33 protein-coding genes are annotated in these 24,171 nt (G+C 63.0%); all 33 read right to left on the bottom strand.

Features of this window, described 5'->3' with window-relative positions; all coding sequences use genetic code 11:
• Window positions 1–484: disulfide bond formation protein B (locus tag N5D45_RS15610; RefSeq protein WP_279939257.1), on the bottom strand; the 484-nt coding region annotated here is incomplete at its 3' end.
• A 186-nt stretch (window positions 485–670) separates the two neighbouring features.
• Window positions 671–1,054 (bottom strand): 50S ribosomal protein L17, encoded by a 384-nt coding sequence (gene rplQ, locus N5D45_RS15615; RefSeq protein WP_005408217.1) that lies wholly within the window; start codon window positions 1,052–1,054, stop codon window positions 671–673.
• A gap of 191 nt (window positions 1,055–1,245) precedes the next feature.
• Window positions 1,246–2,244, bottom strand: a complete 999-nt coding sequence (gene rpoA, locus N5D45_RS15620) for a DNA-directed RNA polymerase subunit alpha (protein ID WP_010483975.1) — start codon at window positions 2,242–2,244, stop codon at window positions 1,246–1,248.
• Window positions 2,245–2,299: 55 nt separating this feature from the next.
• Window positions 2,300–2,929: a 30S ribosomal protein S4 gene (gene rpsD / locus N5D45_RS15625; RefSeq protein ID WP_004145446.1), complete on the bottom strand. Its 630-nt coding sequence runs from the start codon at window positions 2,927–2,929 to the stop codon at window positions 2,300–2,302.
• 15 nt (window positions 2,930–2,944) lie between these two features.
• Window positions 2,945–3,334, bottom strand: a complete 390-nt coding sequence (rpsK, locus tag N5D45_RS15630) for a 30S ribosomal protein S11 (RefSeq protein WP_004145443.1) — start codon at window positions 3,332–3,334, stop codon at window positions 2,945–2,947.
• Between the two features lie 11 nt (window positions 3,335–3,345).
• Window positions 3,346–3,702: a 30S ribosomal protein S13 gene (rpsM, locus tag N5D45_RS15635; RefSeq protein ID WP_004154500.1), complete on the bottom strand. Its 357-nt coding sequence runs from the start codon at window positions 3,700–3,702 to the stop codon at window positions 3,346–3,348.
• Window positions 3,703–4,049: 347 nt separating this feature from the next.
• Entirely contained in the window at window positions 4,050–5,417 is a 1,368-nt protein-coding gene (gene secY, locus N5D45_RS15640) for a preprotein translocase subunit SecY (protein WP_005408215.1), read from the bottom strand.
• 7 nt (window positions 5,418–5,424) lie between these two features.
• The gene (rplO, locus tag N5D45_RS15645) at window positions 5,425–5,868 is read right to left on the bottom strand and encodes a 50S ribosomal protein L15 (RefSeq protein WP_004154498.1); all 444 of its coding nucleotides are present in this window, start codon (window positions 5,866–5,868) and stop codon (window positions 5,425–5,427) included.
• A 6-nt stretch (window positions 5,869–5,874) separates the two neighbouring features.
• Window positions 5,875–6,066 (bottom strand): 50S ribosomal protein L30, encoded by a 192-nt coding sequence (gene rpmD, locus N5D45_RS15650; RefSeq protein WP_005408214.1) that lies wholly within the window; start codon window positions 6,064–6,066, stop codon window positions 5,875–5,877.
• Window positions 6,059–6,601 carry a 30S ribosomal protein S5 gene (rpsE, locus tag N5D45_RS15655; RefSeq protein ID WP_005408213.1) on the bottom strand — a complete coding sequence of 181 codons (543 nt, stop codon included), beginning with the start codon at window positions 6,599–6,601 and terminating at the stop codon, window positions 6,059–6,061. Before rpsE ends, rpmD begins: the two co-directional genes overlap by 8 nt.
• A 161-nt stretch (window positions 6,602–6,762) precedes the next feature.
• Window positions 6,763–7,116: a 50S ribosomal protein L18 gene (gene rplR / locus N5D45_RS15660; protein WP_004154495.1), complete on the bottom strand. Its 354-nt coding sequence runs from the start codon at window positions 7,114–7,116 to the stop codon at window positions 6,763–6,765.
• A gap of 32 nt (window positions 7,117–7,148) precedes the next feature.
• Window positions 7,149–7,673 carry a 50S ribosomal protein L6 gene (gene rplF / locus N5D45_RS15665; RefSeq protein ID WP_010483977.1) on the bottom strand — a complete coding sequence of 175 codons (525 nt, stop codon included), beginning with the start codon at window positions 7,671–7,673 and terminating at the stop codon, window positions 7,149–7,151.
• Window positions 7,674–7,691: 18 nt separating this feature from the next.
• Entirely contained in the window at window positions 7,692–8,090 is a 399-nt protein-coding gene (gene rpsH, locus N5D45_RS15670) for a 30S ribosomal protein S8 (RefSeq protein WP_005408210.1), read from the bottom strand.
• Window positions 8,091–8,348: 258 nt separating this feature from the next.
• Complete coding sequence (rpsN, locus tag N5D45_RS15675; RefSeq protein WP_005408209.1) at window positions 8,349–8,654, bottom strand: 30S ribosomal protein S14; 306 nt, start codon at window positions 8,652–8,654, stop codon at window positions 8,349–8,351.
• 18 nt (window positions 8,655–8,672) lie between these two features.
• Complete coding sequence (rplE, locus tag N5D45_RS15680) at window positions 8,673–9,215, bottom strand: 50S ribosomal protein L5 (RefSeq protein WP_004154491.1); 543 nt, start codon at window positions 9,213–9,215, stop codon at window positions 8,673–8,675.
• Window positions 9,216–9,226: 11 nt separating this feature from the next.
• The gene (gene rplX / locus N5D45_RS15685) at window positions 9,227–9,544 is read right to left on the bottom strand and encodes a 50S ribosomal protein L24 (RefSeq protein WP_004154490.1); all 318 of its coding nucleotides are present in this window, start codon (window positions 9,542–9,544) and stop codon (window positions 9,227–9,229) included.
• Between the two features lie 16 nt (window positions 9,545–9,560).
• On the bottom strand, window positions 9,561–9,929 hold the full coding sequence (rplN, locus tag N5D45_RS15690) for a 50S ribosomal protein L14 (RefSeq protein WP_004145357.1): 369 nt from the start codon (window positions 9,927–9,929) through the stop codon (window positions 9,561–9,563).
• A 12-nt stretch (window positions 9,930–9,941) separates the two neighbouring features.
• Window positions 9,942–10,211: a 30S ribosomal protein S17 gene (rpsQ, locus tag N5D45_RS15695; protein ID WP_004154489.1), complete on the bottom strand. Its 270-nt coding sequence runs from the start codon at window positions 10,209–10,211 to the stop codon at window positions 9,942–9,944.
• 11 nt (window positions 10,212–10,222) lie between these two features.
• On the bottom strand, window positions 10,223–10,408 hold the full coding sequence (rpmC, locus tag N5D45_RS15700) for a 50S ribosomal protein L29 (RefSeq protein ID WP_004154487.1): 186 nt from the start codon (window positions 10,406–10,408) through the stop codon (window positions 10,223–10,225).
• Window positions 10,408–10,821, bottom strand: a complete 414-nt coding sequence (gene rplP, locus N5D45_RS15705; RefSeq protein ID WP_004154486.1) for a 50S ribosomal protein L16 — start codon at window positions 10,819–10,821, stop codon at window positions 10,408–10,410. The genes rpmC and rplP overlap by 1 nt, the downstream gene beginning before the upstream one ends.
• A gap of 5 nt (window positions 10,822–10,826) precedes the next feature.
• Entirely contained in the window at window positions 10,827–11,561 is a 735-nt protein-coding gene (rpsC, locus tag N5D45_RS15710) for a 30S ribosomal protein S3 (protein ID WP_005415414.1), read from the bottom strand.
• Window positions 11,562–11,579: 18 nt separating this feature from the next.
• The gene (gene rplV, locus N5D45_RS15715) at window positions 11,580–11,915 is read right to left on the bottom strand and encodes a 50S ribosomal protein L22 (RefSeq protein ID WP_004145348.1); all 336 of its coding nucleotides are present in this window, start codon (window positions 11,913–11,915) and stop codon (window positions 11,580–11,582) included.
• A gap of 12 nt (window positions 11,916–11,927) precedes the next feature.
• Window positions 11,928–12,197 carry a 30S ribosomal protein S19 gene (gene rpsS / locus N5D45_RS15720; RefSeq protein ID WP_004154485.1) on the bottom strand — a complete coding sequence of 90 codons (270 nt, stop codon included), beginning with the start codon at window positions 12,195–12,197 and terminating at the stop codon, window positions 11,928–11,930.
• A 6-nt stretch (window positions 12,198–12,203) separates the two neighbouring features.
• Window positions 12,204–13,031, bottom strand: coding sequence for a 50S ribosomal protein L2 (rplB, locus tag N5D45_RS15725; RefSeq protein ID WP_004145339.1), 828 nt, complete (start codon window positions 13,029–13,031; stop codon window positions 12,204–12,206).
• 10 nt (window positions 13,032–13,041) lie between these two features.
• Entirely contained in the window at window positions 13,042–13,341 is a 300-nt protein-coding gene (rplW, locus tag N5D45_RS15730; protein ID WP_004145338.1) for a 50S ribosomal protein L23, read from the bottom strand.
• On the bottom strand, window positions 13,338–13,943 hold the full coding sequence (gene rplD, locus N5D45_RS15735; RefSeq protein ID WP_004145337.1) for a 50S ribosomal protein L4: 606 nt from the start codon (window positions 13,941–13,943) through the stop codon (window positions 13,338–13,340). Before rplD ends, rplW begins: the two co-directional genes overlap by 4 nt.
• 12 nt (window positions 13,944–13,955) lie before the next feature.
• Window positions 13,956–14,606: a 50S ribosomal protein L3 gene (gene rplC / locus N5D45_RS15740; protein ID WP_004145336.1), complete on the bottom strand. Its 651-nt coding sequence runs from the start codon at window positions 14,604–14,606 to the stop codon at window positions 13,956–13,958.
• 11 nt (window positions 14,607–14,617) lie between these two features.
• Window positions 14,618–14,929: a 30S ribosomal protein S10 gene (rpsJ, locus tag N5D45_RS15745; protein WP_005408208.1), complete on the bottom strand. Its 312-nt coding sequence runs from the start codon at window positions 14,927–14,929 to the stop codon at window positions 14,618–14,620.
• A gap of 332 nt (window positions 14,930–15,261) precedes the next feature.
• A complete protein-coding gene (tuf, locus tag N5D45_RS15750; RefSeq protein WP_014036096.1) occupies window positions 15,262–16,452 on the bottom strand; it encodes an elongation factor Tu in 1,191 nt (396 codons plus the stop codon).
• Window positions 16,453–16,504: 52 nt separating this feature from the next.
• Window positions 16,505–18,646 (bottom strand): elongation factor G, encoded by a 2,142-nt coding sequence (gene fusA, locus N5D45_RS15755; protein WP_010480354.1) that lies wholly within the window; start codon window positions 18,644–18,646, stop codon window positions 16,505–16,507.
• Between the two features lie 141 nt (window positions 18,647–18,787).
• Window positions 18,788–19,261 carry a 30S ribosomal protein S7 gene (gene rpsG, locus N5D45_RS15760; protein ID WP_004145321.1) on the bottom strand — a complete coding sequence of 158 codons (474 nt, stop codon included), beginning with the start codon at window positions 19,259–19,261 and terminating at the stop codon, window positions 18,788–18,790.
• A 12-nt stretch (window positions 19,262–19,273) separates the two neighbouring features.
• The gene (gene rpsL / locus N5D45_RS15765) at window positions 19,274–19,648 is read right to left on the bottom strand and encodes a 30S ribosomal protein S12 (protein ID WP_004145320.1); all 375 of its coding nucleotides are present in this window, start codon (window positions 19,646–19,648) and stop codon (window positions 19,274–19,276) included.
• 283 nt (window positions 19,649–19,931) lie between these two features.
• On the bottom strand, window positions 19,932–24,155 hold the full coding sequence (gene rpoC, locus N5D45_RS15770; protein ID WP_010480372.1) for a DNA-directed RNA polymerase subunit beta': 4,224 nt from the start codon (window positions 24,153–24,155) through the stop codon (window positions 19,932–19,934).
• Window positions 24,156–24,171 lie beyond the last annotated feature (16 nt).

Below are 24,171 nucleotides of genomic sequence, written 5' to 3' on the forward strand. Positions count from 1 at the left end.
ACACCACCAGCGCCCACAGCGCCAGCAGCACGAACCACACGGCCGACCACATCGGCATGGTCAGGCCCAGGAACGTCCAGTCGATGTTGCCGCAGTTGCCGGTACCGGTCAGCACGGTGCGGAACACTTCCAGCGGGCCCATGGTCTCGCTCAGGAAGGCCAGCGGCGGGCCACAGGTGGAACCCATTTCCGGCGGCAGCATCTGCACGTAGACGTGGCGCGCGGCGATGCCGACACCCACTGCGGCGGCAATGAAGGCCAGCACGCCATAGGTCGCGCGGCCGGGACGGTTGGAAGGCCCGTGCAGTGCACCGATCAGGAACAGCAGCCCCAGCGCGGCAAATGCCAGGCGCTGGAAGATGCACAACGGACACGGCTCCAGGCCCATCTTCAGCTGCAGGAAGATCGCGTAGCCGAGCAGGCCCGCGCAGATCAGGAAGCCCAGGAAGAACTGGGCGCGGAAGGGCCAGCGCAGTGGATTCATCGTCAACGCTCGAATGGATCAGGCGCCAAGCGTAACCGAGAGTGCGCGCCGTCTGAACCACCACAGGTGACGCCTGTCGGAACGGTGTGGGTCAGAGCCCGTTCCGCAGAAACGGAATCCGGCCCCCTCAAACGCAAAAGCCCGGCAGAGGCCGGGCTTTCGCTGTGTCGCGTTGGAGCAGTCCGATTACTCGGCCACTTCCTCGGCCACGACCGGACGGTCGACCAGCTCGACGTAGGCCATCGGCGCGTTGTCGCCGGCGCGGAAACCGCACTTCAGCAGACGCAGGTAGCCGCCCGGACGGTTCGCGTAGCGCGGGCCCAGGATGGTGAACAGGTTGCCCACGGCTTCGTTGTCGCGCAGGCGGGCGAAGGCCAGACGGCGGTTGGCGACGGAGTCGACCTTGGCCAGGGTGATCAGCGGCTCGGCAACGCGGCGCAGTTCCTTGGCCTTCGGCAGGGTGGTCTTGATCAGCTCGTGCTTGAACAGCGAGGCGGCCATGTTCTTGAACATCGCTTCGCGGTGGGCGCTGGTGCGGCTGAACTTACGGCCAGACTTCTGGTGACGCATGGTGATATTCCTTGGTTAATGATGAGGCTGTGCGGATCGTTGTCGCCTTCCTGGCGTTGCTGCGCGGACTGCGGTTGGTCCTGGCCGCCCGTCCTGGACGACCTGCCCCGCGAACCTGCGGTTCGTCGTGGCATGTTGTGTTGCGTTGAAGGCCCCACCGCGAACGGTGGAGCCTTCAGGCATTACCGATATCAGCCCAGCATGCCGTGGCTGGCGACACCGGCCGGCGGCCAGTTCTCCAGCTTCATGCCGAGCGACAGGCCGCGCTGAGCCAGCACTTCCTTGATCTCGGTGAGCGACTTCTTGCCCAGGTTCGGGGTCTTCAGCAGCTCCACTTCGGTCTTCTGGATCAGATCGCCGATGTAGTAGATGCTTTCAGCCTTCAGGCAGTTGGCCGAACGCACGGTCAGCTCCAGATCGTCGATCGGGCGCAGCAGCACCGGATCCACGCCGTTGTTGGCCGGCTTCGCCGCACCGCGGTCGCGGTGGGTGAAGTCACCGAACACCGACAGCTGGTCGCTGAGGATGTCGGCGGCGGTGCGCACGGCTTCCTCGGCGTCGATGGTGCCGTTGGTCTCGATATCGATGACCAGCTTGTCCAGGTCGGTACGCTGTTCGACGCGGGCCGCTTCAACGGCATAGGCGACGCGGCGGACCGGCGAGAACGAGGCATCCAGGACCAGGCGGCCGATGGCACGGGTTTCTTCGTCCGGACGACGACGCGCGGCAGCCGGCTGGTAGCCGAAACCACGTTCGATCTTCAGACGCATGTTGATCGCCGTATCCTTGGTCAGGTGGCAGATCACGTGTTCGCCGTTCAGGATCTCCACATTGTGGTCGACCTTGATATCGGCAGCGGTGACAACGCCCGGGCCCTGCTTGGACAGGGACAGGGTGGCGCTGTCGCCGGAGTGCATACGGATGGCCACGTCCTTCAGGTTCAGCAGGACTTCGAGCACGTCCTCCTGCAGACCTTCGACCGTGGTGTACTCATGCAACACGCCGTCGATTTCGACTTCCGTGATGGCGAAGCCCGGGATGGACGACAGCAGCACGCGACGCAGGGCATTACCCAGCGTATGCCCGTAACCCCGCTCCAAAGGTTCGATAACGACCTTTGCACGGGTGTCGGTAAGGCGTTCGATCTGCGGACCGCGAGGACGCAGAACCTGGTTGGCGGTAACCGTCATGTTGCGGGTTCTCCTAGTGAACCCCCGGCCGTCGCCGGGGGCTCTCCAATGTGAATTACTTCGAATACAGCTCGACGATCAGCGCTTCGTTGATGTCCGCAGGCAGATCCGAACGATCCGGAACAGCCTTGAAGATGCCGGTGAACTTGCCGGAATCCACTTCAACCCACGACGGGCTCAGGTCATGCTGGGCGGCGACGGTCAGGGCTTCCTGGACGCGCAGCTGCTTGGCAGCCTTTTCAGACAGGGCGATGGCGTCGCCAGCCTTGACCTGGTACGAAGCCAGGTTGACCGACTTGCCATTCACGGTGACGCCGCGGTGCGACACCAGCTGACGGGCAGCCGGACGGGTCACGGCGAAGCCCATGCGGTAGACGACGTTGTCCAGGCGGGTTTCCAGCAGCTGCAGCAGGTTCTCGCCGGTGTTGCCCTTCTTGGTCGAGGCCTTCTTGTAGTAGTTGCGGAACTGACGCTCCAGCAGGCCGTAGATACGCTTGACCTTCTGCTTTTCACGCAGCTGGGTGGCGTAGTCGGACAGCTTGCCCTTGCGGGCAGTGGCGCCGTGCTGGCCGGGCTTCTGCTCCAGCTTGCACTTCGAGTCCAGCGCACGCGCCGGGCTCTTCAGGGACAGGTCGGCGCCTTCGCGACGGGCGAGCTTACAGGTAGGACCGATATAACGAGCCATTTCTTATCGCTCCCTTTAGACGCGACGCTTCTTCGGCGGACGGCACCCGTTGTGCGGGATAGGCGTCACGTCGATGATGTTGGTGATCTTGTAGCCGACGTTGTTCAACGAACGCACGGCCGACTCACGGCCCGGACCCGGGCCCTTGATGCGGACTTCCAGCGACTTCACACCGTAGTCCAGCGCAGCACGACCGGCCTTTTCAGCAGCCACCTGGGCAGCGAACGGGGTCGACTTGCGCGAACCGCGGAAGCCAGCGCCACCGGAGGTCGCCCACGACAGAGCGTTGCCCTGGCGGTCGGTGATGGTGACGATGGTGTTGTTGAACGAAGCGTGGACGTGGGCAACGCCGTCGGTGACGACGCGCTTGATCTTCTTCTTGGTCTTAGCAGCGGGCTTAGCCATTTCTCAGTCCCTTACTTCTTGATCGCCTTGCGCGGACCCTTGCGGGTGCGGGCGTTGGTACGGGTGCGCTGGCCACGCAGCGGGAGGCCACGACGGTGACGCAGGCCGCGGTAGCAGCCCAGGTCCATCAGGCGCTTGATCGCGATGCCGATCTCACGGCGCAGATCGCCTTCCACGATGTACTTGCCGACTTCGGCGCGCAGGCGCTCGATTTCCGGCTCCGACAGATCGCGGATCTTGGTGGTCGAAGCAACGCCTGCGACTTCGCAGACCTTCTTCGAACGGGTACGGCCGATGCCGTAAATGCTTTGCAACCCGACCCAGACGTGCTTCTGGGCTGGCAGGTTGACGCCTGCAATACGCGCCATGACGCGGTTCTCCAGCTGAGTGATGGCCGACAGCGCGCCTCGGGCACGCCAATCCGGCAGGATGGATCAAAAAAGTGAACTAGCGATACTAACAAGGTTCCGGTTTACATGGAAGCCCGTGAAACCATTGGTTTCATGAACCCGGCCTGGGGAGTGTGCCCAGGCTCCGGCGCCGGATGGGGTTGGACCTGGGGTTTCCCCCGGAGCCGCCCGCGCTACTCCAGCGCGGGACCACCTCATCACACCCCCACCCGGAACCGCTGCGGGGGCCGCCCTTCGTTTGTGTGGCCGGAGTCCGCGAAGCGGAGGGACCATCACGTCAGGAAGACGAAAGTATAACAGGCCAATCAGCCGCGGGCAAAACCGCCGCGGTTGCCGCCCTTCAGGTTGGCCTTCTTCAGCAGGCTCTCGTACTGGTGGGACATCAGGTGCGCCTGCACCTGGGCGATGAAGTCCATCACCACCACCACCACGATCAGCAGCGAAGTACCGCCGAAGTAGAACGAGGCGTTCAGCTGCGTGCGCATCAGTTCCGGCAGCAGGCAGACGATCACCAGGTAGGCCGAGCCGGCCGCGGTCAGGCGGGTCAGCACGCCGTCGATGTAGTCGGCAGTGGCCTTGCCCGGACGGATGCCCGGAATCAGCGCGCCCGACTTCTTCAGGTTGTCGGCGGTTTCCTGCGAGTTGAACACCAGCGCGGTGTAGAAGAACGCGAAACCGGTGATCAGCGCGGCGAAGACGATCATGTGCAGCGGCTCGCCCGGACCCAGCGCGTTGGCGACCTTCTGCAGGACCTGGCCGAAGCTGCTCTGGTTGGCGGCCTGGCCGGACCACATGGCCAGGGTGGCCGGGAAGGCCAGCAGGCTCGAGGCGAAGATCGCCGGGATGACGCCGGCCATGTTGAGCTTCAGCGGCAGGAACGAGGTCTGGTTCATGTACGCATTGCGACCGCCCTGGCGGCGCGCGTAGTTGACCGTGATCCGGCGCTGGCCACGCTCGACGAACACCACGAAGAAGGTGAAGGCGAGCACGACGATGGCGATCAGCAGCAGCTGGATGAACTGGATGTTGCCGTCGCGGTAGGCGTCGAAGGTGTGGATGATCGCACCCGGCAGGCCAGCGACGATACCGGCGAAGATGATCAGCGACACACCGTTGCCGATGCCGCGCTCGGTGACCTGCTCACCAACCCACATCAGGAACATGGTGCCGGCGGTCAGCGCGACCACGGCGGTGAGCACAAAGCCCATGCCCGGCGCGTACACGACCGGAGCGCCCGACGGCGAGACCTGGCCCTGCAGGGCCAGCGCGATCGAACCGCCCTGCACCACTGCCAGCAGCACGGCGCCGATGCGCGAATACTGGGTGATCTTGCGGCGGCCGGACTCACCTTCCTTCTGCATCGCCTTCAGGGCGGGGAAGATGTGCACGGCGAGCTGCATCACGATCGATGCCGAGATGTACGGCATCACGTTCAGCGCGAAGATGCTGAAACGGTGCAGGGCGCCGCCCGAGAACATGTTGAACATGTCCACGATGCCGCCGCCCTGCTGTTGCATCATGGCAAGCATGGCATCGGGATTGACGCCCGGCACCGGCACGTAGCAGCCGATGCGATAGACGATCAAAGCCCCGACGACGAACAGCAAACGTTGGCGAAGTTCAGTGAACTTGCCCATTCCGCCCGCGAGGTTACCGATGCCAGCTTGCGCCATGATTTTCTTACTCCGTTACGCTGCCGCCGGCAGCTTCGATCGCGGCCTTGGCACCCGCCGTGGCAGCGATACCCTTCAGGGTGAACGCCTTGGTCACTTCGCCCTTGACGACGACCTTGGCCTTCTTCGCAGTGCTCGGGACCAGCTTGGCAGCACGCAGGGCGGCGAAGTCGATCTCACCGGCCGGCAGCTTGTCCAGCGCGTACAGCAGCACTTCAGCGGTGTCCTTGGCGATCGGCGAACGGAAGCCGATCTTCGGCAGACGACGCTGCATGGGGGTCTGGCCGCCTTCGAAGCCAGCCTTGATCTTGCCGCCACCCTTACGGGCGAACGAACCCTTGTGGCCGCGGCCGGCAGTCTTGCCCAGGCCCGAGCCGATACCGCGACCGACGCGGGTGCGCTCGGTGCGGGCGCCCGGTGCCGGGCTCAGTTCATTGAGACGCAGAGTCATGGTCGATTACTCCTCAACCTGGACGAGGTACTGAACCTTGTTGATCAGGCCGCGCACCTGCGGGCTGTCCTTCAGTTCACGCACATCGTTGAGCTTGTTCAGGCCCAGGGCACGCACCGACAGGCGGTGACGCGACTGGGTGCCACGCAGGCCACGCACCAGGCGGACCTTGACAGTCTTGTTGGACTCATTAGCCATGGTTGAGTTCCTCCACCTTCTTGCCGCGCTTGGCCGCGATGCGGGCCGGCGACTGCGCAGCAGACAGGCCCTTCACGGTGGCACGCACCAGGTTGATCGGGTTGCGCGAACCGGTGGCCTTGGCCAGCACGTTCTTCACGCCAACGGCTTCCAGCACGGCGCGCATGGCACCGCCGGCGATGACGCCGGTACCTTCCGAAGCCGGCTGCATGAACACGCGGGCTGCGCCGTGACCATCCTTGATGGTGTGCCACAGGGTGCCGTTGTTCAGGTCAACGCTGACCAGGTTCTTGCGGGCCTGCTCCATCGACTTCTGGATGGCGACCGGCACTTCGCGGGCCTTGCCATAACCGAAACCGACCTTGCCTTCGCCGTCGCCGACCACGGTCAGGGCGGTGAAGGTGAACTGGCGGCCACCCTTGACGGTCTTGCTGACGCGGTTGACCGCGACCAGCTTTTCGATCATGCCGTCGTCGATCTTCTCTTCGCGGTTACGGTCGCGATCGCGACCCCGCTGCTGACGCTCTTCTGCCATGTTGATTCCTTGGTTGTTTGGGTATGTACGGCTCGAGGCCGCTTATGGTTGTGGAATGTCGCGTTGTTCCGGTGGACCACTGCAGAAGAGTGGCGCCGTCCCGCCTCACTCAGGCGGGCGAGCAGGCGGGCAGGAGACCACAGGTCCCCTGCCCTTATCCCTTAGAACTGCAGGCCGGCTTCGCGGGCGGCTTCTGCCAGGGCCTTGATGCGGCCGTGGTAGCGGTAGCCCGAACGATCGAAGGCAACCTTCTCGATGCCGGCGGCCTTGGCGCGCTCGGCAACGATGCGGCCGACCTTGGCGGCGGCATCGGCGTTCTTGCCGTTCTTCAGGCCTTCCTTGACGTCGGTCTGGGTGGTGTTGGCGGCAGCCAGCACCTTGGAACCGTCGGCGGTGAAGACCTGGGCGTACAGGTGCTGGCCGGTGCGCAGCACCGACAGGCGGGCGACGCCGAGCTCACGGATGTGGGCGCGGGTCGACTTGGCGCGACGCAGGCGGGCGATGTTCTTGTTCATGATGTTTTTCCTTTGAAAGCGGAAGCGCCTAATTAGGCCTTCTTGGCTTCCTTACGGATGATGACTTCGTCGGAGTACTTCACGCCCTTGCCCTTGTACGGCTCCGGCTTGCGGAACGCACGGATCTTGGCGGCAACTTCACCGACGACCTGCTTGTCAGCGCCCTGGACCAGGATCTCGGTCTGGGTCGGGGTGGTGATGGTGATGCCTTCCGGCGCCACGAACACGACCGGGTGCGAGAAACCGAGCGACAGGCTCAGGTCCTTGCCCTGCATGGCAGCACGGTAACCCACGCCGACCAGCTCCAGCTTGCGCTCGAAGCCTTCGGACACGCCCTTGACCATGTTGGCCAGGATCGCACGCACGGTACCGGTCAGTGCGACCAGCTCGGCGTTCTCGGTGCTCAGGGTGGCAACGCCGTTGTCGACGTTGATGGCAATACCGGCCGGCTTGGCCAGCGACAGGGAGCCCTTCGGGCCCTTGGCGGTGACGCTGTCCGACTGGACGTTCAGTTCAACCTTACCCAGGTCGATCGGCTTCTTGGCTACGCGGGACATAGTTCTACTCCTTTCGCCTTAGGCCACGAAGCACAGGACTTCGCCGCCGACGCCCAGCTGGCGCGCCTGCGCATCAGTCATGATGCCCTTGGAGGTGGAAATGATGGAGATACCCAGGCCGTTCATGACCTTCGGCAGCTCGCTCTTGCCGCGGTACTGGCGCAGGCCCGAACGCGAGAAGCGCTTCAGGGTCGCGATGACCGGCTTGCCTTCGAAATACTTCAGCACGATTTCCAGCTCGGACTTGTTGTTCTCCAGCTGGGTCACGCGCAGGTCGGTGATGTAACCCTCGTCCTTCAGGACCTGGGCGATCGCAACCTTGATCTTGGACGACGGGGCTTTCACCGTCTGCTTGCCAACCGCGGCCGCATTCTTGATGCGGACCAGCAGGTCGGCGATGGGATCAGTCATGCTCATATGAGTACCTTTGAGTGCACCGATATCCGCTTTCGCGAAAATCTGTTGTCTCCTGGAAACGGGCCAGGTCCCTTGATGCAGCGGGCCGGAAGCCCACTCCTACGACCCCGTTTGCGCAGGGCAAGACGCGGGAGTATACGCCAAAAGAGCCCGGCTTGCGCCGGGCTCTTCGGTTTTTTTGCGTCGGGAAAGCTGAATGCCTCCCCTGCCCGGTTCAGGAACCCCCGAAGGGGCTCCCGATCGCAGGGCCGGCTGGGATTACCAGCTGGCCTTGCGCAGACCCGGGACGTCGCCACGCATGGTGGCTTCACGCAGCTTGTTACGGCCGAGGCCGAACTTGCTGTAGACGCCACGCGGACGACCCGACAGCTCGCAACGGTTGCGCTGGCGGCTCGGCGACGAATCGCGCGGCAGCTTGGCCAGCTTGGTTGCGGCGTCGATCTTCTCTTCGTAGGTCGCGTCCACGGAGGACACGATCTTCTTCAGAGCCGCACGCTTTTCAGCGTACTTCTTTGCCAGCTTTTCCCGCTTGATGTCGCGGTTGACCATGGAGGTCTTTGCCATTTCGGTTTCCTCGACAGATCAGTTACGGAACGGGAACTTGAACGCTGCCAGCAGCGCCTTCGCTTCCGCATCGGTCTTCGCAGTGGTGGTGATGGCGATATCCATACCGCGGATCGCGTCGACGGCGTCGAAGTCGATTTCCGGGAAGATGATCTGCTCCTTCACACCCATGTTGAAGTTGCCGCGGCCGTCGAAGGAACGACCGGAAACACCACGGAAGTCGCGCACGCGCGGCAGCGAGATGTTGATCAGGCGATCCAGGAACTCGTACATCTTGTGGCGACGCAGCGTGGTCTTGCAGCCGATCGGCCAACCATCACGGATCTTGAACGACGCAACCGACACACGCGACTTGGTGACAACCGGCTTCTGGCCGGAAATCTTGGTCATGTCGCCGACGGCGTTTTCCAGGATCTTCTTGTTGGTGGCCGCTTCGCCGACACCCATGTTCAGGGTGACCTTGACCAGCTTCGGCACTTCCATCGGATTGGTGTAGCCGAACTGCTTCATCAGCGCCGGCACCACTTCGTCCTTGTAGAACTTTTCGAGACGGGAACTCATCTTCTCATTCCTCAGGCGTCGAGCGCCTCACCGCTGGAGCGGAACACACGCAGTTTGCGTCCATCCTCCAGCACCTTGAAGCCAACGCGTTCGCCCTTGCCCGAAGCCGGGTTCAGAACATTCACGTTGGAGATATGGATCGAAGCTTCGCGCTCGACCACGCCGCCGGCAACACCTGCCTGCGGGTTCGGCTTGGTGTGGCGCTTGACGATGTTCACGTTGGCGACGACCACACGGTCGCCGTCGACGCGGACGACTTCGCCCTGCTTGCCCTTGTCCTTGCCAGCGTTGACGACAACCTGGTCGCCCTTCTTGATACGGTTAGCCATGATTATCTCCTGTCGCTCACAGCACTTCGGGAGCGAGCGAGACGATCTTCATGAACTTCTCCGAACGAAGTTCACGGGTCACCGGCCCGAAGATACGGGTACCGATCGGCTCCTGCTTGCTGTTCAGCAGAACGGCAGCGTTGCCGTCGAAGCGGATCAGCGAGCCGTCGGCGCGACGCACACCCTTGCGGGTACGCACCACGACGGCGTCATACACTTCACCCTTCTTGACCTTGCCGCGCGGAATCGCATCCTTCACGGTGACCTTGATGATGTCGCCGATGCCGGCGTAACGGCGCTTGGAACCACCCAGCACCTTGAAGCACATCACCTGCTTGGCACCCGAATTGTCCGCGACGTCAAGGTAGCTCTGCATCTGGATCATGATTCAGACTCCTTATTCAGCCGCACGCGTGATGACTTCCACCACGCGCCAGTTCTTGGTCTTGGACATCGGAGCAATCTCGGTCACGCGGACGACATCGCCTTCCTTGCAGGCGTTGTCGGCATCGTGGGCGTGCAGCTTCGTCGAGCGCTTGATGTACTTGCCGTACAACGCGTGCTTGACCTGACGCTCAACCAGGACGGTAACCGTCTTGTCCATCTTGTTGCTGACGACACGGCCTTCGACCGTGCGCAGCGTCTTCTTTTCAGTATTGTCGCTCATAGCGGCCATCCTTACTTCGTGCTGCCGAGCAGGGTCTTGACGCGAGCAATCTCGCGACGGACCCGGCGAATGTCGTGGGTCTTCGGCAGCTGGCCGGTGACCTGCTGCATACGGACAGAGAACTGTTCCTTACGCAGGTCGATCAGGTGGGCCTTGAGTTCGTCAGCCGACTTTTCACGGAGAGTTTTGATATCCATCAGCGCACCGTACGGGTCACGAAAGTGGTGGTGACCGAGAGCTTGGCGGCGGCCAGGCGGAACGCCTCGCGAGCCACTTCCTCGGAAACACCCTCGATTTCATAGATCATGCGGCCGGGCTGGATCTGGGCCACCCAGTATTCCACGTTACCCTTACCAGAACCCATTCGGACTTCGATGGGCTTCTTGGTGATGGGCTTGTCGGGGAACACGCGGATCCACATCTTGCCGCCGCGCTTGACGTAGCGGCTGATCGAGCGGCGGGCCGCTTCGATCTGACGCGCGGTCAGCTGACCGTGTGCGGTTGCCTTCAGGCCGTATTCGCCGAAGCTGACAGCGTTGGCGCTCCAGCTCAGGCCATCGTTACGGCCCTTGTGTACCTTGCGGTACTTGGTTCGCTTGGGTTGCAACATTGTCGTTACCTCGCTTCACGGGCCGGGCGCTGACGGTCACCACGGTCGCCGCGATCGTGACGATCGTTGCGCGACGGGGTGTCGTCCTGCTTTTCCTGGCCAACCTGGGAGAAATCGAAGACCTCGCCCTTGTAGATCCAGACCTTGATGCCGATGATGCCGTAGGTCGTCTTGGCTTCAGCGAAGCCATAGTCGATGTCGGCACGCAGGGTGTGCAGCGGCACGCGGCCTTCGCGGTACCACTCCGAACGGGCGATTTCTGCACCGTTGAGGCGGCCACCAACGTTGACCTTGATGCCCAGGGCACCCAGGCGCATCGCGTTGCCGACCGAGCGCTTCATTGCACGGCGGAACATGATGCGACGCTCCAGCTGCTGGGCGATCGACTCGGCAACGAGCTGCGCGTCCAGTTCCGGCTTGCGCACTTCGGTGACGTTGATGTGCGCCGGGACGCCCATCATTTCGCTCACTTCCTTGCGCAGCTTCTCGATGTCCTCACCGCGCTTGCCGATCACCACGCCCGGACGGGCGGTGTGGATCGTCACGCGAGCGGTCTTGGCCGGACGCTCGATCAGGATCTTGCTGATGCCGGCCTGAGCCAGCTTCTTGCGCAGCATGTCGCGCACTTTCAGGTCGGCTGCCAGGTAACCAGCGAACTCGGCCTTGTTGGCGTACCACTTGGAGTTCCAGTCCTTGGAAATGCCGAGGCGGATACCAATCGGATGAACTTTATGACCCATGGTCTTTTCCTTATCCGCTTACTTGGCGGCGCCCACAACCACAGTGATGTGGCTGGTGCGCTTGAGGATGCGGGTACCGCGGCCTTTCGCCCGCGCCATGAAACGCTTCAGGGTCGGACCTTCATCAACCATGATGGTCTGAACCTTCAGCTCGTCGACGTCGGCGCCCTGGTTGTTTTCGGCATTTGCAATAGCCGACTCCACCACCTTCTTGATCAGGTGGGCAGCCTTCTTGTCCGAGAACTTCAGCAGGTTGACCGCACGCTCGGCCGGCAGACCGCGCACCTGGTCAGCGACCAGACGAGCCTTCTGCGGGGAGATGCGCGCAGTGCGCAGGATGGCTTTCGCTTCCATTGTCATCTCTCCTTACTTGCCCGACTTCTTGTCACCACCGTGACCCTTGAAGGTCCGGGTGATGGCAAATTCGCCGAGCTTGTGGCCGACCATGTTCTCGTTGACGAGAACCGGGATGTGGTTCTTGCCGTTATGCACGGCAATGGTGACGCCTACCATGTCAGGCAGGATCATCGAACGGCGCGACCAGGTCTTGATCGGCTTCTTGCTGCCCGCAGCGGCCTCCACCTTCTTGACGAGGTGGTGATCGACGAACGGGCCCTTCTTGAGTGAACGTGCCATGGTCGATTAGCCCCTACGATCGCGGACGATGAACTGCTGAGTGCGCTTGTTATGGCGCGTCTTGTAACCCTTGGTCGGGACACCCCACGGGGTGACCGGATGCGGATTACCCTGGCCGGCCTTCGCCTCACCACCACCGTGCGGGTGGTCAACCGGGTTCATGGCAGCACCACGAACGGTCGGGCGGACGCCGCGCCAACGCTTGGCACCGGCCTTGCCCAGCTTTTCCAGGCTGTGCTCGTCGTTGCCGACTTCGCCGATGGTGGCGCAGCACTCGACCGGAACCTTACGCATTTCACCCGAGCGCAGGCGCAGGGTGGCGTAGATGCCTTCACGAGCCACCAGCTGCACGGCCGCACCCGCGGCGCGAGCGATCTGAGCGCCCTTGCCCGGCTTCAGTTCGATGCAGTGGATGGTGGTGCCGACCGGGATGTTGCGCAGCGGCAGGGTGTTGCCGGCCTTGATCGGGGCATCCGAACCAGCGATCACCTGATCACCAGCCTTCAGGCCCTTCGGGGCGATGATGTAGCGACGCTCACCGTCGACGTAGCACAGCAGAGCGATGTGCGCGGTGCGGTTCGGATCGTATTCGATGCGTTCCACGCGCGCCGGGATGCCCAGCTTGTTGCGCTTGAAGTCGATGATGCGGTAGTGCTGCTTGGCACCACCACCGACGTGACGCACGGTGATGCGGCCATGGTGGTTACGACCACCCGAGCGGCTCTGCGACTCGACCAGCGCAGCGTGCGGAGCACCCTTGTGCAGGTCGGGAGTGACCACGCGCACGGCCGAACGGCGGCCGGGGGAAGTGGGCTTGAATTTCATCAATGGCATGGGATGTACCTCAGGCCTTGGCCGTTACATCGATCGACTGGCCATCGGCCAGGCGAACGTACGCCTTGCGCCAATCGCCGCGGCGGCCAGCACGGTTACGGAAGGACTTGTTCTTGCCCTTGACGTTGACCACGTTGACGGCTTCGACCTTGACGTCGAACAGCTGCTCAACCGCGGCCTTTACATCGGCCTTGGTGGCTTCGTTCGAAACTTCGAAGACATACTGGTTGGAGAGTTCCTGCAGGCGCGCGGTCTTTTCGGAGACACGCGGGGCACGCAGCACGCTGAAGATTTTTTCGTTGCTGTTCATGCCAGCCACTCCTCGACCTTCTTGACCGCGTCAGCGGTGATGACGACCGTGTCGGCACCCACCAGCGAGACCGGATCCAGACCCTGGACGTCACGCACCTGCACGTACGGCAGATTGCGGGCGGACAGGTACAGGTGCTCGGACGCTTCTTCGGTGACGATCAGCGGGCGCTTGCCCACTTCCAGGCCGGCCAGCTTGGCGATCAGACCCTTCGTGTTGGTCACTTCGACGTCGAAGGACTCCACGATGGTCAGACGGCCCTGACGGTTCAGCTCGGACAGGATCGCGCACATGGCGGCACGGTACTGCTTACGATTGACCTTCTGCTCGAAGCTGCGCGGCTTGGCCGCGAAGGTGACACCGCCGCCGACGAAGATCGGAGCTGTCAGTGCGCCATGACGCGCGCCGCCGCCCTTCTGCTTCTTCGACTTCTTGGTGGTACCAGCCACTTCGGAGCGAGTCTTCTGTGCCTTGGTGCCGGCGCGACCGGCGTTGCGGTAGGCAACGACGACCTGGTGGACCAGATCTTCGCTGAAATCGCGACCGAACACGGCGTCGGAGACCGAGACCTTGTTGTTGCTACCCGTGATAACGAGTTCCATCGTCATCTCTCCTTATGCCTTGCTCGCCGGACGGACGATCACGTCGCCACCCGCCGCGCCCGGAACGGCGCCGCGAACGGCGATCAGACCGCGCTCGACGTCGACCTTGACCACTTCCAGGTTCTGGGTGCTCTGCTGCACCGCGCCCATGTGGCCCGACATCTTCTTGCCCGGGAAAACGCGACCCGGGGTCTGGCGCTGACCCAGCGAACCCGGCGCGCGATGCGACAGCGAGTTACCGTGGGTTGCATCGCCCATACGGAAGTTGTGGCGCTTGATGGTGCCTTGGAAGCCCTTACCCTTGGTGACACCCTGGACGTCGACGATCTGGCCGACTTCGAAGATGTCCGCCTTGACTTCGCCGCCAACGGCGAAATCGCCGAGCTGCGCGTCTTCAACGCGGAATTCCCACAGGCCACGACCCGCTTCCACCTTCGCCTTGGCGAAGTGGCCGGCTTCCGGCTTGTTGACCAGGGCAGCGCGACGCGCGCCGACGGTCACCTGCACGGCGCTGTAGCCGTCGGTTTCGACGGTCTTGATCTGCGCGATGCGGTTCGGGGTTGCTTCGATCAGGGTCACTGGGATGGAACGGCCATCTTCAGTGAACACGCGGCTCATGCCGGCCTTGCGGCCCACGAAGCCCAACGAATACTTCTTCGTCATGGTCGTAGTCCTCAGGTCAGCTTGATCTGAACGTCGACGCCGGCAGCCAGTTCGAGCTTCATCAGCGCGTCCACGGTCTTGTCATTCGGGTCAACGATATCGAGCACGCGCTTGTGCGTGCGGGTCTCGTACTGGTCACGCGCGTCCTTGTCGACGTGCGGGGAAACGAGAACGGTGTAACGCTCGATCTTGGTCGGCAGCGGGATCGGGCCACGCACTTGCGCGCCGGTCCGCTTTGCCGTTTCAACGATCTCGCTGGCCGAACGGTCGATCAGACGATGATCGAACGCTTTCAGCCGGATCCGGATCTTTTGGTCCGCCATGGCGGTAGGTTCCTTCGTTAAAAGAGCGACAGACAAAGCCTCTGGGTTGCTTTGTCCCATGAAATTCCTGAATACGGACGGCCCACACTCCTGCAGGCCGACAAGGTCACTCCATAGACCTCAAAAACGTAGGCAGACCCGTTCCCAGGCCTGCCCAGACGTAGAAGCATAATGGCACGCAAGGCAGCTGTCAACAGTCGCCTGTTGACGCCGCCTGAATGGCATTGACCCTTCCTGGTCCGGGGAACACAAGGCACATCCTGTGCCTGCTTTCCCATTTGATACGCCCCGATGCCCTACCCAGGCAACATCGGGGCGCAGATACTACCAGATTACTCGATGATCTTCGAGACCACGCCGGCGCCGACGGTACGGCCGCCTTCGCGGATGGCGAAGCGCAGGCCTTCGTCCATTGCCACCGGGTTGATCAGGGTGACGACCATCTTGACGTTGTCACCCGGCATCACCATTTCGACGCCTTCCGGCAGTGCAGCTGCGCCGGTGATGTCGGTGGTGCGGAAGTAGAACTGCGGACGGTAGCCGTTGAAGAACGGGGTGTGACGGCCGCCTTCGTCCTTCGACAGGACGTAGACCTCGCCTTCGAACTTGGTGTGCGGCTTGATCGTGCCCGGCTTGGCCAGGACCTGGCCACGCTCGACGTCGTCACGCTTGGTGCCGCGCAGCAGCAGGCCAGCGTTGTCGCCTGCCTGACCCTGGTCCAGCAGCTTGCGGAACATTTCAACGCCGGTCACGGTGGTCTTCTGCACCGGACGGATGCCGACGATTTCGATTTCGTCGCCGACCTTGATCACGCCGCGCTCGATACGACCGGTCACCACGGTGCCGCGGCCCGAGATCGAGAACACGTCTTCCACCGGCATCAGGAACGGCTTGTCGATCGCACGCTCCGGCTCCGGAATCCAGCTGTCCAGGGCATCGACCAGCTTCAGGATGGCCGGCACGCCGATGTCGCTCTGGTCGCCTTCCAGCGCCAGACGGGCCGAACCGGCGATGATCGGGGTGTCGTCACCCGGGAACTCGTACTTGCTCAGCAGTTCACGCACTTCCATCTCGACCAGCTCGAGCAGCTCGGCGTCGTCAACCATGTCGGCCTTGTTCAGGAACACGACGATGTACGGCACGCCGACCTGACGCGACAGCAGGATGTGCTCGCGGGTCTGCGGCATCGGGCCGTCAGCGGCCGAGCACACCAGGATCGCGCCGTCCATCTGGGCGGCACCGGTGATCATGTTCTTGACGTAGTCAGCGTGGCCCGGGCAATCGACGTGGGCGTAGTGACGGATCGGGGATTCGTATTCGACGTGCGCGGTCGAGATCGTGATACCACGCGCCTTTTCTTCCGGAGCGGCGTCGATCGAGGAGTAATCCTTGAACTCGCCACCGAAGCGCTCGGCACCGATCTTGGTCAGTGCGGCGGTCAGCGTGGTCTTGCCGTGATCGACGTGACCGATGGTGCCGACGTTGACGTGCGGCTTGGTGCGCTCGAACTTACCCTTTGCCATTGTTCTATACCTTGATTGTTCGTAAGTGGTTTCAAGAGAGGCTGAGCGAGGCTCAGCCCTTCTTCATGACGGCTTCGGCGATGTTGGTCGGCGCCGGCTCGTAGTGATCGAATTCCATGGTGAAGGTGGCGCGGCCCTGGGTCTGCGAACGCAGCGCAGTGGCGTAGCCGAACATTTCACCCAGCGGGATCATCGCGTTGATGATGCTGGCCGAACCGTCACCGGTGGTGTCGGAACCCTGCAGCACGCCGCGACGACGGCTGACGTCGCCCATCACGTCACCCTGGTAATCCTCCGGGGTCACGATCTCGACCTTCATGATCGGCTCCAGCAGCACCGGCTTGGCCTTGGCGAAGCCCTGCTTGAAGGCCATCGACGAAGCCAGCTTGAACGCCATTTCCGAGGAGTCGACGTCGTGGTACGAACCGAACACCAGCTTCACCTTGACGTCCACGACCGGGAAGCCAGCCAGCGGGCCGCTGGTGATGGTTTCGCGCAGGCCCTTTTCAACCGACGGAATGAATTCCTTCGGGATCACGCCGCCGGTGATGTCGTTGATGAACAGGAAGTCGTCCTTGATCATCGGAGCGATCTTCGGATCGGCACGATCTTCAGCGGTGATCGGCGACAGCTCGATCACGACGTGACCGTACTGACCCTTACCACCGGACTGCTTGGCGTGCTTGTAGTCCGACTTGACGTCGGCCAGGGTGATGGTTTCGCGGTAGGCCACCTGCGGCGCGCCGACGTTGGCTTCAACGTTGAACTCGCGCTTCAGGCGGTCGACGATGATGTCCAGGTGCAGCTCGCCCATGCCCGAGATGATGGTCTGGCCGGATTCTTCGTCGGTCTTGACGCGGAACGACGGATCTTCCTGCGCCAGACGGCCCAGGGCCAGACCCATCTTTTCCTGGTCCGACTTGGTCTTCGGCTCGACGGCCATCGAGATCACCGGCTCCGGGAACGTCATGCGCTCCAGGATGATCGGGGCGTCCACGGCGCACAGGGTGTCACCGGTGGTGGTGTCCTTCAGGCCCACGGCAGCGGCGATGTCACCGGCCAGAACTTCCTTGATTTCCTCGCGGTTGTTCGAGTGCATCTGCAGGATGCGGCCGATGCGCTCCTTCTTGCCCTTCACCGAGTTCAGCACGGTGTCGCCACCGTTCAGGGTGCCCGAGTAGACACGGAAGAAGGTCAGCGCGCCGACGAACGGGTCGGTGATGATCTTGAAGGCCAGCGACGAGAACGGAGCCTTGTCGTCCGACTTGCGGGTCATTTCGACGGTGTCGTCGTCAACGTCCACGCCCTTCACGTCCGGCACGTCGACCGGCGACGGCAGCAGCTGGATCACGCCGTCCAGCATGGCCTGCACGCCCTTGTTCTTGAAGGCCGAGCCGCAGTACATCGGCACGATCTCGGTGGCCAGGGTGCGGGTACGCAGCGCATTGATAATTTCAGCCTCGGCCAGCTCTTCGCCGCCCAGGTACTTTTCCATCAGCTCTTCGCTGGCTTCGGCAGCGGTCTCGACCATGAACTGGCGAGCCTCTTCAGCCGGGCCCTGCAGTTCGGCCGGGATTTCACCGTACTCGAACTTCATGCCCTGCGAAGCCTCATCCCAATGGATGGCCTTCATCTTCAGCAGGTCGACAACGCCCTTGAAGTTGTCTTCAGCGCCGATCGGCAGCTGCATCGGCACGGCAACCGCGCCCAGCTTGGCCTTCAGCTGGCCGACGACCTTCTGGAAGTTGGCACCGGTGCGGTCCATCTTGTTGACGAACGCGATGCGCGGCACGTGGTACTTGTTGGCCTGGCGCCACACGGTTTCCGACTGCGGCTGCACGCCACCGACGGCGCACAGGACGAAGACGGCACCGTCGAGCACGCGCAGCGAGCGCTCCACTTCGATGGTGAAGTCGACGTGCCCGGGGGTGTCGATGATGTTGAAGCGGTGCTCCGGCAGGGACTTGTCCATGCCCTTCCAGAACGCGGTGGTGGCAGCGGACTGGATCGTGATGCCACGCTCCTGCTCCTGCTCCATCCAGTCCATGGTGGCGGCGCCGTCGTGCACTTCACCGATCTTGTGGCTCTTGCCGGTGTAGAACAGGATGCGCTCGGACGTGGTGGTCTTGCCGGCATCGATGTGAGCCATGATGCCGAAGTTACGGTAACGCTCGATGGGAGTGGAACGGGCCACGGGAGCCTCTCAGATTTCTTGGATTTCGGATGGCCGAACGCCGCCTTTCGGCGGCCTTCGGATTGGCGCAGCCCTTCTGGGACCGCGAGGCAGCACGCACCGAAGTGGTGCTGCCCTGCCTGTTTTACAAGGCCGTCAAACTCACCAGCGGTAGTGGGCGAATGCCTTGTTGGCTTCGGCCATGCGGTGGGTTTCTTCGCGCTTCTTGATGGCGCCGCCACGGTTTTCCGAGGCGTCGATCAGTTCAGCAGCCAGCTTCTTCGGCATGGTGTTCTCACCACGCTTGCGCGCGGAGTCGATCAGCCAGCGCATGGCCAGAGCCATCTTGCGCGACGAACGCACTTCGACCGGCACCTGGTAGGTGGCACCACCGACGCGGCGCGACTTGACTTCGACCGCCGGAGCGACGTTGTCCAGAGCCTTCTGCACCAGCTCAATGGCGTTGGCGCTGCTGTTCTTCTCGGTGATCACGTCCATGGCGCCGTACACGATCTTTTCGGCGACGGACTTCTTGCCGCTCTGCATGACCATGTTGATGAAGCGGGCGATGGTTTCGCTTCCGTGCTTCGGATCGGGCAGGACGGAACGCTGCGGAGTATTACCCTTACGCGACATAGTGCTCTCTCCTTATGCCTTCGGACGCTTGGCGCCGTACTTGGAACGGGCCTGGCGACGCTTGGCAACGCCGGCGGCGTCGAGCGAGCCACGAACGGTGTGGTAACGCACACCCGGCAGGTCCTTGACGCGACCGCCGCGGATCAGGACCACGGAGTGCTCCTGCAGGTTGTGGCCTTCACCACCGATGTAGGAAATCACTTCTTCCTGGTTGGTCAGGCGGACCTTGGCAACCTTGCGCAGAGCCGAGTTCGGCTTCTTCGGAGTGGTGGTGTAGACACGGGTGCAGACGCCACGGCGCTGCGGGCACTTGTCGAGCGCCGGCGAGGCACTCTTGTAGGTGGTCGCTTGCCGCGGCTTGCGGACCAGCTGGTTGATCGTCGCCATCAGTAGGTTCTTCTGATTGGTGGCCGGAAAATCCGACCAGAGATGCGGAAATGTTAAAGCAGGCCAAAATTCTGGCCTGCTGAGACAGACGATTGTAGCAACCCGTCAGGAAAGCAGTCAAACGCCTCCTGTCAAGCCCGTTCCTGATCCTGGAACGTTACTGGGGGGCCTCCATGTACCCCGTTCAGGTTGGCCGGGGCGATCGCGGACGACCTCCCCTGCCCTTTCCCTACCCGTCGATGAACCGACGGGGTGGTCCGGCCTTGCGGCCGGACCGGATACCTCATTCTTCGCCGGACGCCTGTTCAGCTTCAGCTTCAACGGCCGGAGCCTCGACTGCAGCCGGGGTGCCGGTCAGGGCCTGCATCTCCGAGTCGGTCAGACCCGAAGCGCCGCGGCGGCGGCTGCTGTGGTACGACAGACCGGTACCGGCCGGGATCAGGCGGCCCACGATCACGTTTTCCTTCAGACCGCGCAGGTTGTCCTTGGTACCGCGGACGGCCGCTTCGGTCAGCACGCGGGTGGTTTCCTGGAACGACGCGGCCGAGATGAACGATTCGGTCGCCAGCGAGGCCTTGGTGATACCCAGCAGGACCGGATCGAAGTGCGCCGGCAGCTCGTTGCGGGTCGACAGGCGCGCATTCTCCTCGATAACGCGCTGACGCTCCACCTGCTCGCCGTTCAGGAACTTGCTGCTGCCCTGGTCGGTGATCTCGACCTTGCGCAGCATCTGGCGGGTGATCACCTCGATGTGCTTGTCGTTGATCTTCACGCCCTGCAGGCGGTACACGTCCTGGATTTCCTTCACCAGGTAGGCCGCCAACGGTTCGACACCCAGCAGGCGCAGGATGTCCTGCGGGCTCGGCTCGCCGTCCACGATGGTTTCACCCTTGGTGACATGCTCGCCTTCGAACACGATGACCTGGCGGTACTTCGGAATCAGCTCTTCGTGCTCCGAACCATCGGTGTCCTTGATGATCAGGCGCTGCTTGCCCTTGGTGTCCTTGCCGAAGCTGATGATGCCCGAACGCTCGGCCAGCACCGCCGGATCCTTCGGCTTGCGCGCTTCGAACAGATCGGCCACGCGCGGCAGACCACCGGTGATGTCGCGGGTCTTCGACGCTTCCTGCGGAATCTTGGCGACCACGTCACCCACGCCGACGGCAGCGCCGTCCTGCAGGTTGACGATCGAGCGCGGCGGCAGCAGGTACTGCGCCGGCAGGTCGGTGCCCGGAATCGACAGGTCGTTGCCCTTGGCGTCGACGATGCGCACGATCGGGCGCAGATCCTTGGCCTGGGTACCACGACGCTTCGGATCGGTGATTTCGCGCGAAGCAAGGCCGGTCAGCTCGTCGGTCTTCTCGATGACGGTGATGCCGTCGACGAAGTCGATGAAGCGGATGAAGCCGGCCACTTCCGACACGATCGGGTGGTTATGCGGATCCCAGTTGGCCACGGTCTGGCCCGCCTTGATCGCATCACCGTCCTTGGACGTGATGGTCGCACCGTACGGCAGCTTGTAACGCTCACGCTCACGGCCGTGGGCATCGAGCACCGAGATTTCGCCCGAGCGCGACACTGCCACCAGCGAGCCGTTGGCATGCTCGACGGACTTGAGGTTGCTGAACTTGACCGAGCCGGTGGTCTTGACGGTGATGTTGTCGACCGCAGCAGCTCGCGACGCCGCACCACCGATGTGGAACGTACGCATGGTCAGCTGGGTACCCGGCTCACCGATGGACTGGGCGGCGATGACGCCGACCGCTTCACCGATGTTGACCAGGTGACCACGGGCCAGATCGCGGCCGTAGCAGCGCGAGCAGACACCGAAGGCCGATTCGCAGGAGATGGTCGAGCGGACCTTGATGGTCTGCACGCCGGCATCTTCCAGCTTGGCAACCCAGGCTTCGTCCAGCAGGGTGTTGCGGGTGACGATCGGATCTTCGTCGTTGCCCGGCAGGAACACGTCCTCGGCCACCACGCGACCCAGCACGCGGTCCTTCAGCGGCTCGACCACGTCGCCGCCTTCCACGATCGGGGTCATGATCAGGCCTTCGGTGGTACCGCAATCCACCTCGGTGATCACCACGTCCTGCGCGACGTCGACCAGACGACGGGTCAGGTAACCCGAGTTCGCGGTCTTCAGCGCGGTATCGGCCAGACCCTTACGGGCACCGTGGGTGGAGTTGAAGTACTCCTGCACGTTCAGGCCTTCGCGGAAGTTCGCCTTGATGGGCGTCTCGATGATCGAGCCGTCCGGACGGGCCATCAGGCCGCGCATGCCGGCCAGCTGACGGATCTGCGCCTGCGAACCACGCGCACCGGAGTCGGCCATGATGTACAGCGAGTTCATCGACTTCTGGTCGATGGTCTCACCCTTGGCGTTGACCACCTTCTCGGTACCGATGGTGTCCATCATCGCCTTGGCGATGCGCTCGTTGGTGCGCGACCAGATGTCGACCACCTTGTTGTAGCGCTCGCCGGCGGTAACCAGGCCCGACTGGTACTGCTCCTGGATTTCCAGCACTTCGGCTTCGGCCTCGGTGAGGATGCCCTTCTTCTCGTCCGGGATCAGCATGTCGTCGATGCCGATGGAGACGCCGGCGCGGGTCGCATAGGCGAAGCCGGTGTACATCAGCTTGTCGGCGAACACGACCGTGTCCTTCAGGCCCAGCTGGCGGTAGCTGGAGTTGATCAGGCGGCTGATGTTCTTCTTGGTCAGCTCGACATTGGCCAGCGCGAACGGCAGGCCTTCCGGCAGGATTTCAGCCAGCAGGGCACGACCGATCGTGGTGTCCACGATCGAGGTCTTGTTCTGCTTGTTGCCGTCTTCGTCGGTCACCACCTCGGTGATGCGGACCTTGACCTTGGCGTGCAGTTCCACCACGCGGTTGTCATAGGCACGCTTGACTTCGGCGATGTTGGCGAAGGCCATGCCCTCGCCCTTCTTGTTTTCCAGCGAGCGGGTCATGTAGTACAGACCCAGCACGACGTCCTGCGACGGCACGATGATCGGCTCGCCGTTGGCCGGCGACAGGATGTTGTTGGTGGACATCATCAGCGCACGCGCTTCCAGCTGGGCTTCCAGCGAGAGCGGCACGTGGACGGCCATCTGGTCACCGTCGAAGTCGGCGTTGAACGCGGTGCAGACCAGCGGATGCAGCTGGATGGCCTTGCCTTCGATCAGCACCGGCTCGAACGCCTGGATGCCCAGACGGTGCAGGGTCGGCGCACGGTTCAGCATCACCGGATGCTCGCGGATGACCTCTTCCAGGATGTCCCAGACTTCGGCTTCTTCGCGCTCGACCAGCTTCTTGGCAGCCTTGATGGTGGTGGCCAGGCCACGACGCTGCAGCTTGGCGAAGACGAACGGCTTGAACAGCTCGAGCGCCATCTTCTTCGGCAGGCCGCACTGGTGCAGGCGCAGGTACGGACCGACCACGATGACCGAACGGCCCGAGTAGTCGACGCGCTTGCCGAGCAGGTTCTGGCGGAAGCGACCCTGCTTGCCCTTGATCATGTCGGCCAGCGACTTCAGCGGGCGCTTGTTGGTGCCGGTGATGGCACGGCCACGACGGCCGTTGTCCAGCAGCGCATCGACCGATTCCTGCAGCATGCGCTTTTCATTGCGCACGATGATGTCCGGCGCGCTCAGTTCGAGCAGGCGGCGCAGGCGGTTGTTGCGGTTGATGACGCGGCGGTACAGGTCGTTCAGGTCGGAGGTCGCGAAGCGGCCGCCATCCAGCGGGACCAGCGGACGCAGGTCCGGCGGCAGCACCGGCAGCACGGTCATGACCATCCATTCCGGACGGTTGCCCGATTCCAGGAAGGCTTCGATCAGCTTGATGCGCTTGGTGAGGCGCTTGAGCTTGGTTTCCGAACCGGTAGCGGCGATTTCCTCGCGCAGGCGGGTCATTTCCGACTGCAGGTCGATGGTGCGCAGCAGTTCGTACACGGCCTCGGCGCCCATGGCGGCGTCGAAGTCGTCACCGTGCTCCTGGCGGGCCTGCAGGTACTGTTCTTCGGTCAGCAGCTGGCGGCGTTCCAGGGCGGTCAGGCCCGGCTCGGTCACCACGTAGGCTTCGAAGTACAGCACGCGCTCGATGTCGCGCAGGGTCATGTCCAGCATCAGGCCGATGCGCGACGGCAGCGACTTCAGGAACCAGATGTGCGCGACCGGCGAGGCCAGGTCGATGTGGCCCATGCGCTCGCGGCGCACCTTGGCCAGGGTCACTTCGGTGCCGCACTTTTCGCAGACCACGCCGCGGTGCTTCATGCGCTTGTACTTGCCGCACAGGCACTCGTAGTCCTTCACCGGGCCGAAGATGGCGGCGCAGAACAGGCCGTCGCGTTCCGGCTTGAAGGTACGGTAGTTGATGGTTTCCGGCTTCTTCACTTCGCCGAAGGACCACGAACGGATCAGGTCCGGCGAAGCCAGCGCGATCTTGATCGCGTCGAAGTCCAGCGTCTGGCGCTGCTGGTTGAAGAGGTTGAGCAGGTCTTTCATGGTGTTCTCCAGAAGG

This window comes from Stenotrophomonas sp. GD03819 (assembly GCF_029841665.1).
Lineage (GTDB): Bacteria > Pseudomonadota > Gammaproteobacteria > Xanthomonadales > Xanthomonadaceae > Stenotrophomonas > Stenotrophomonas geniculata.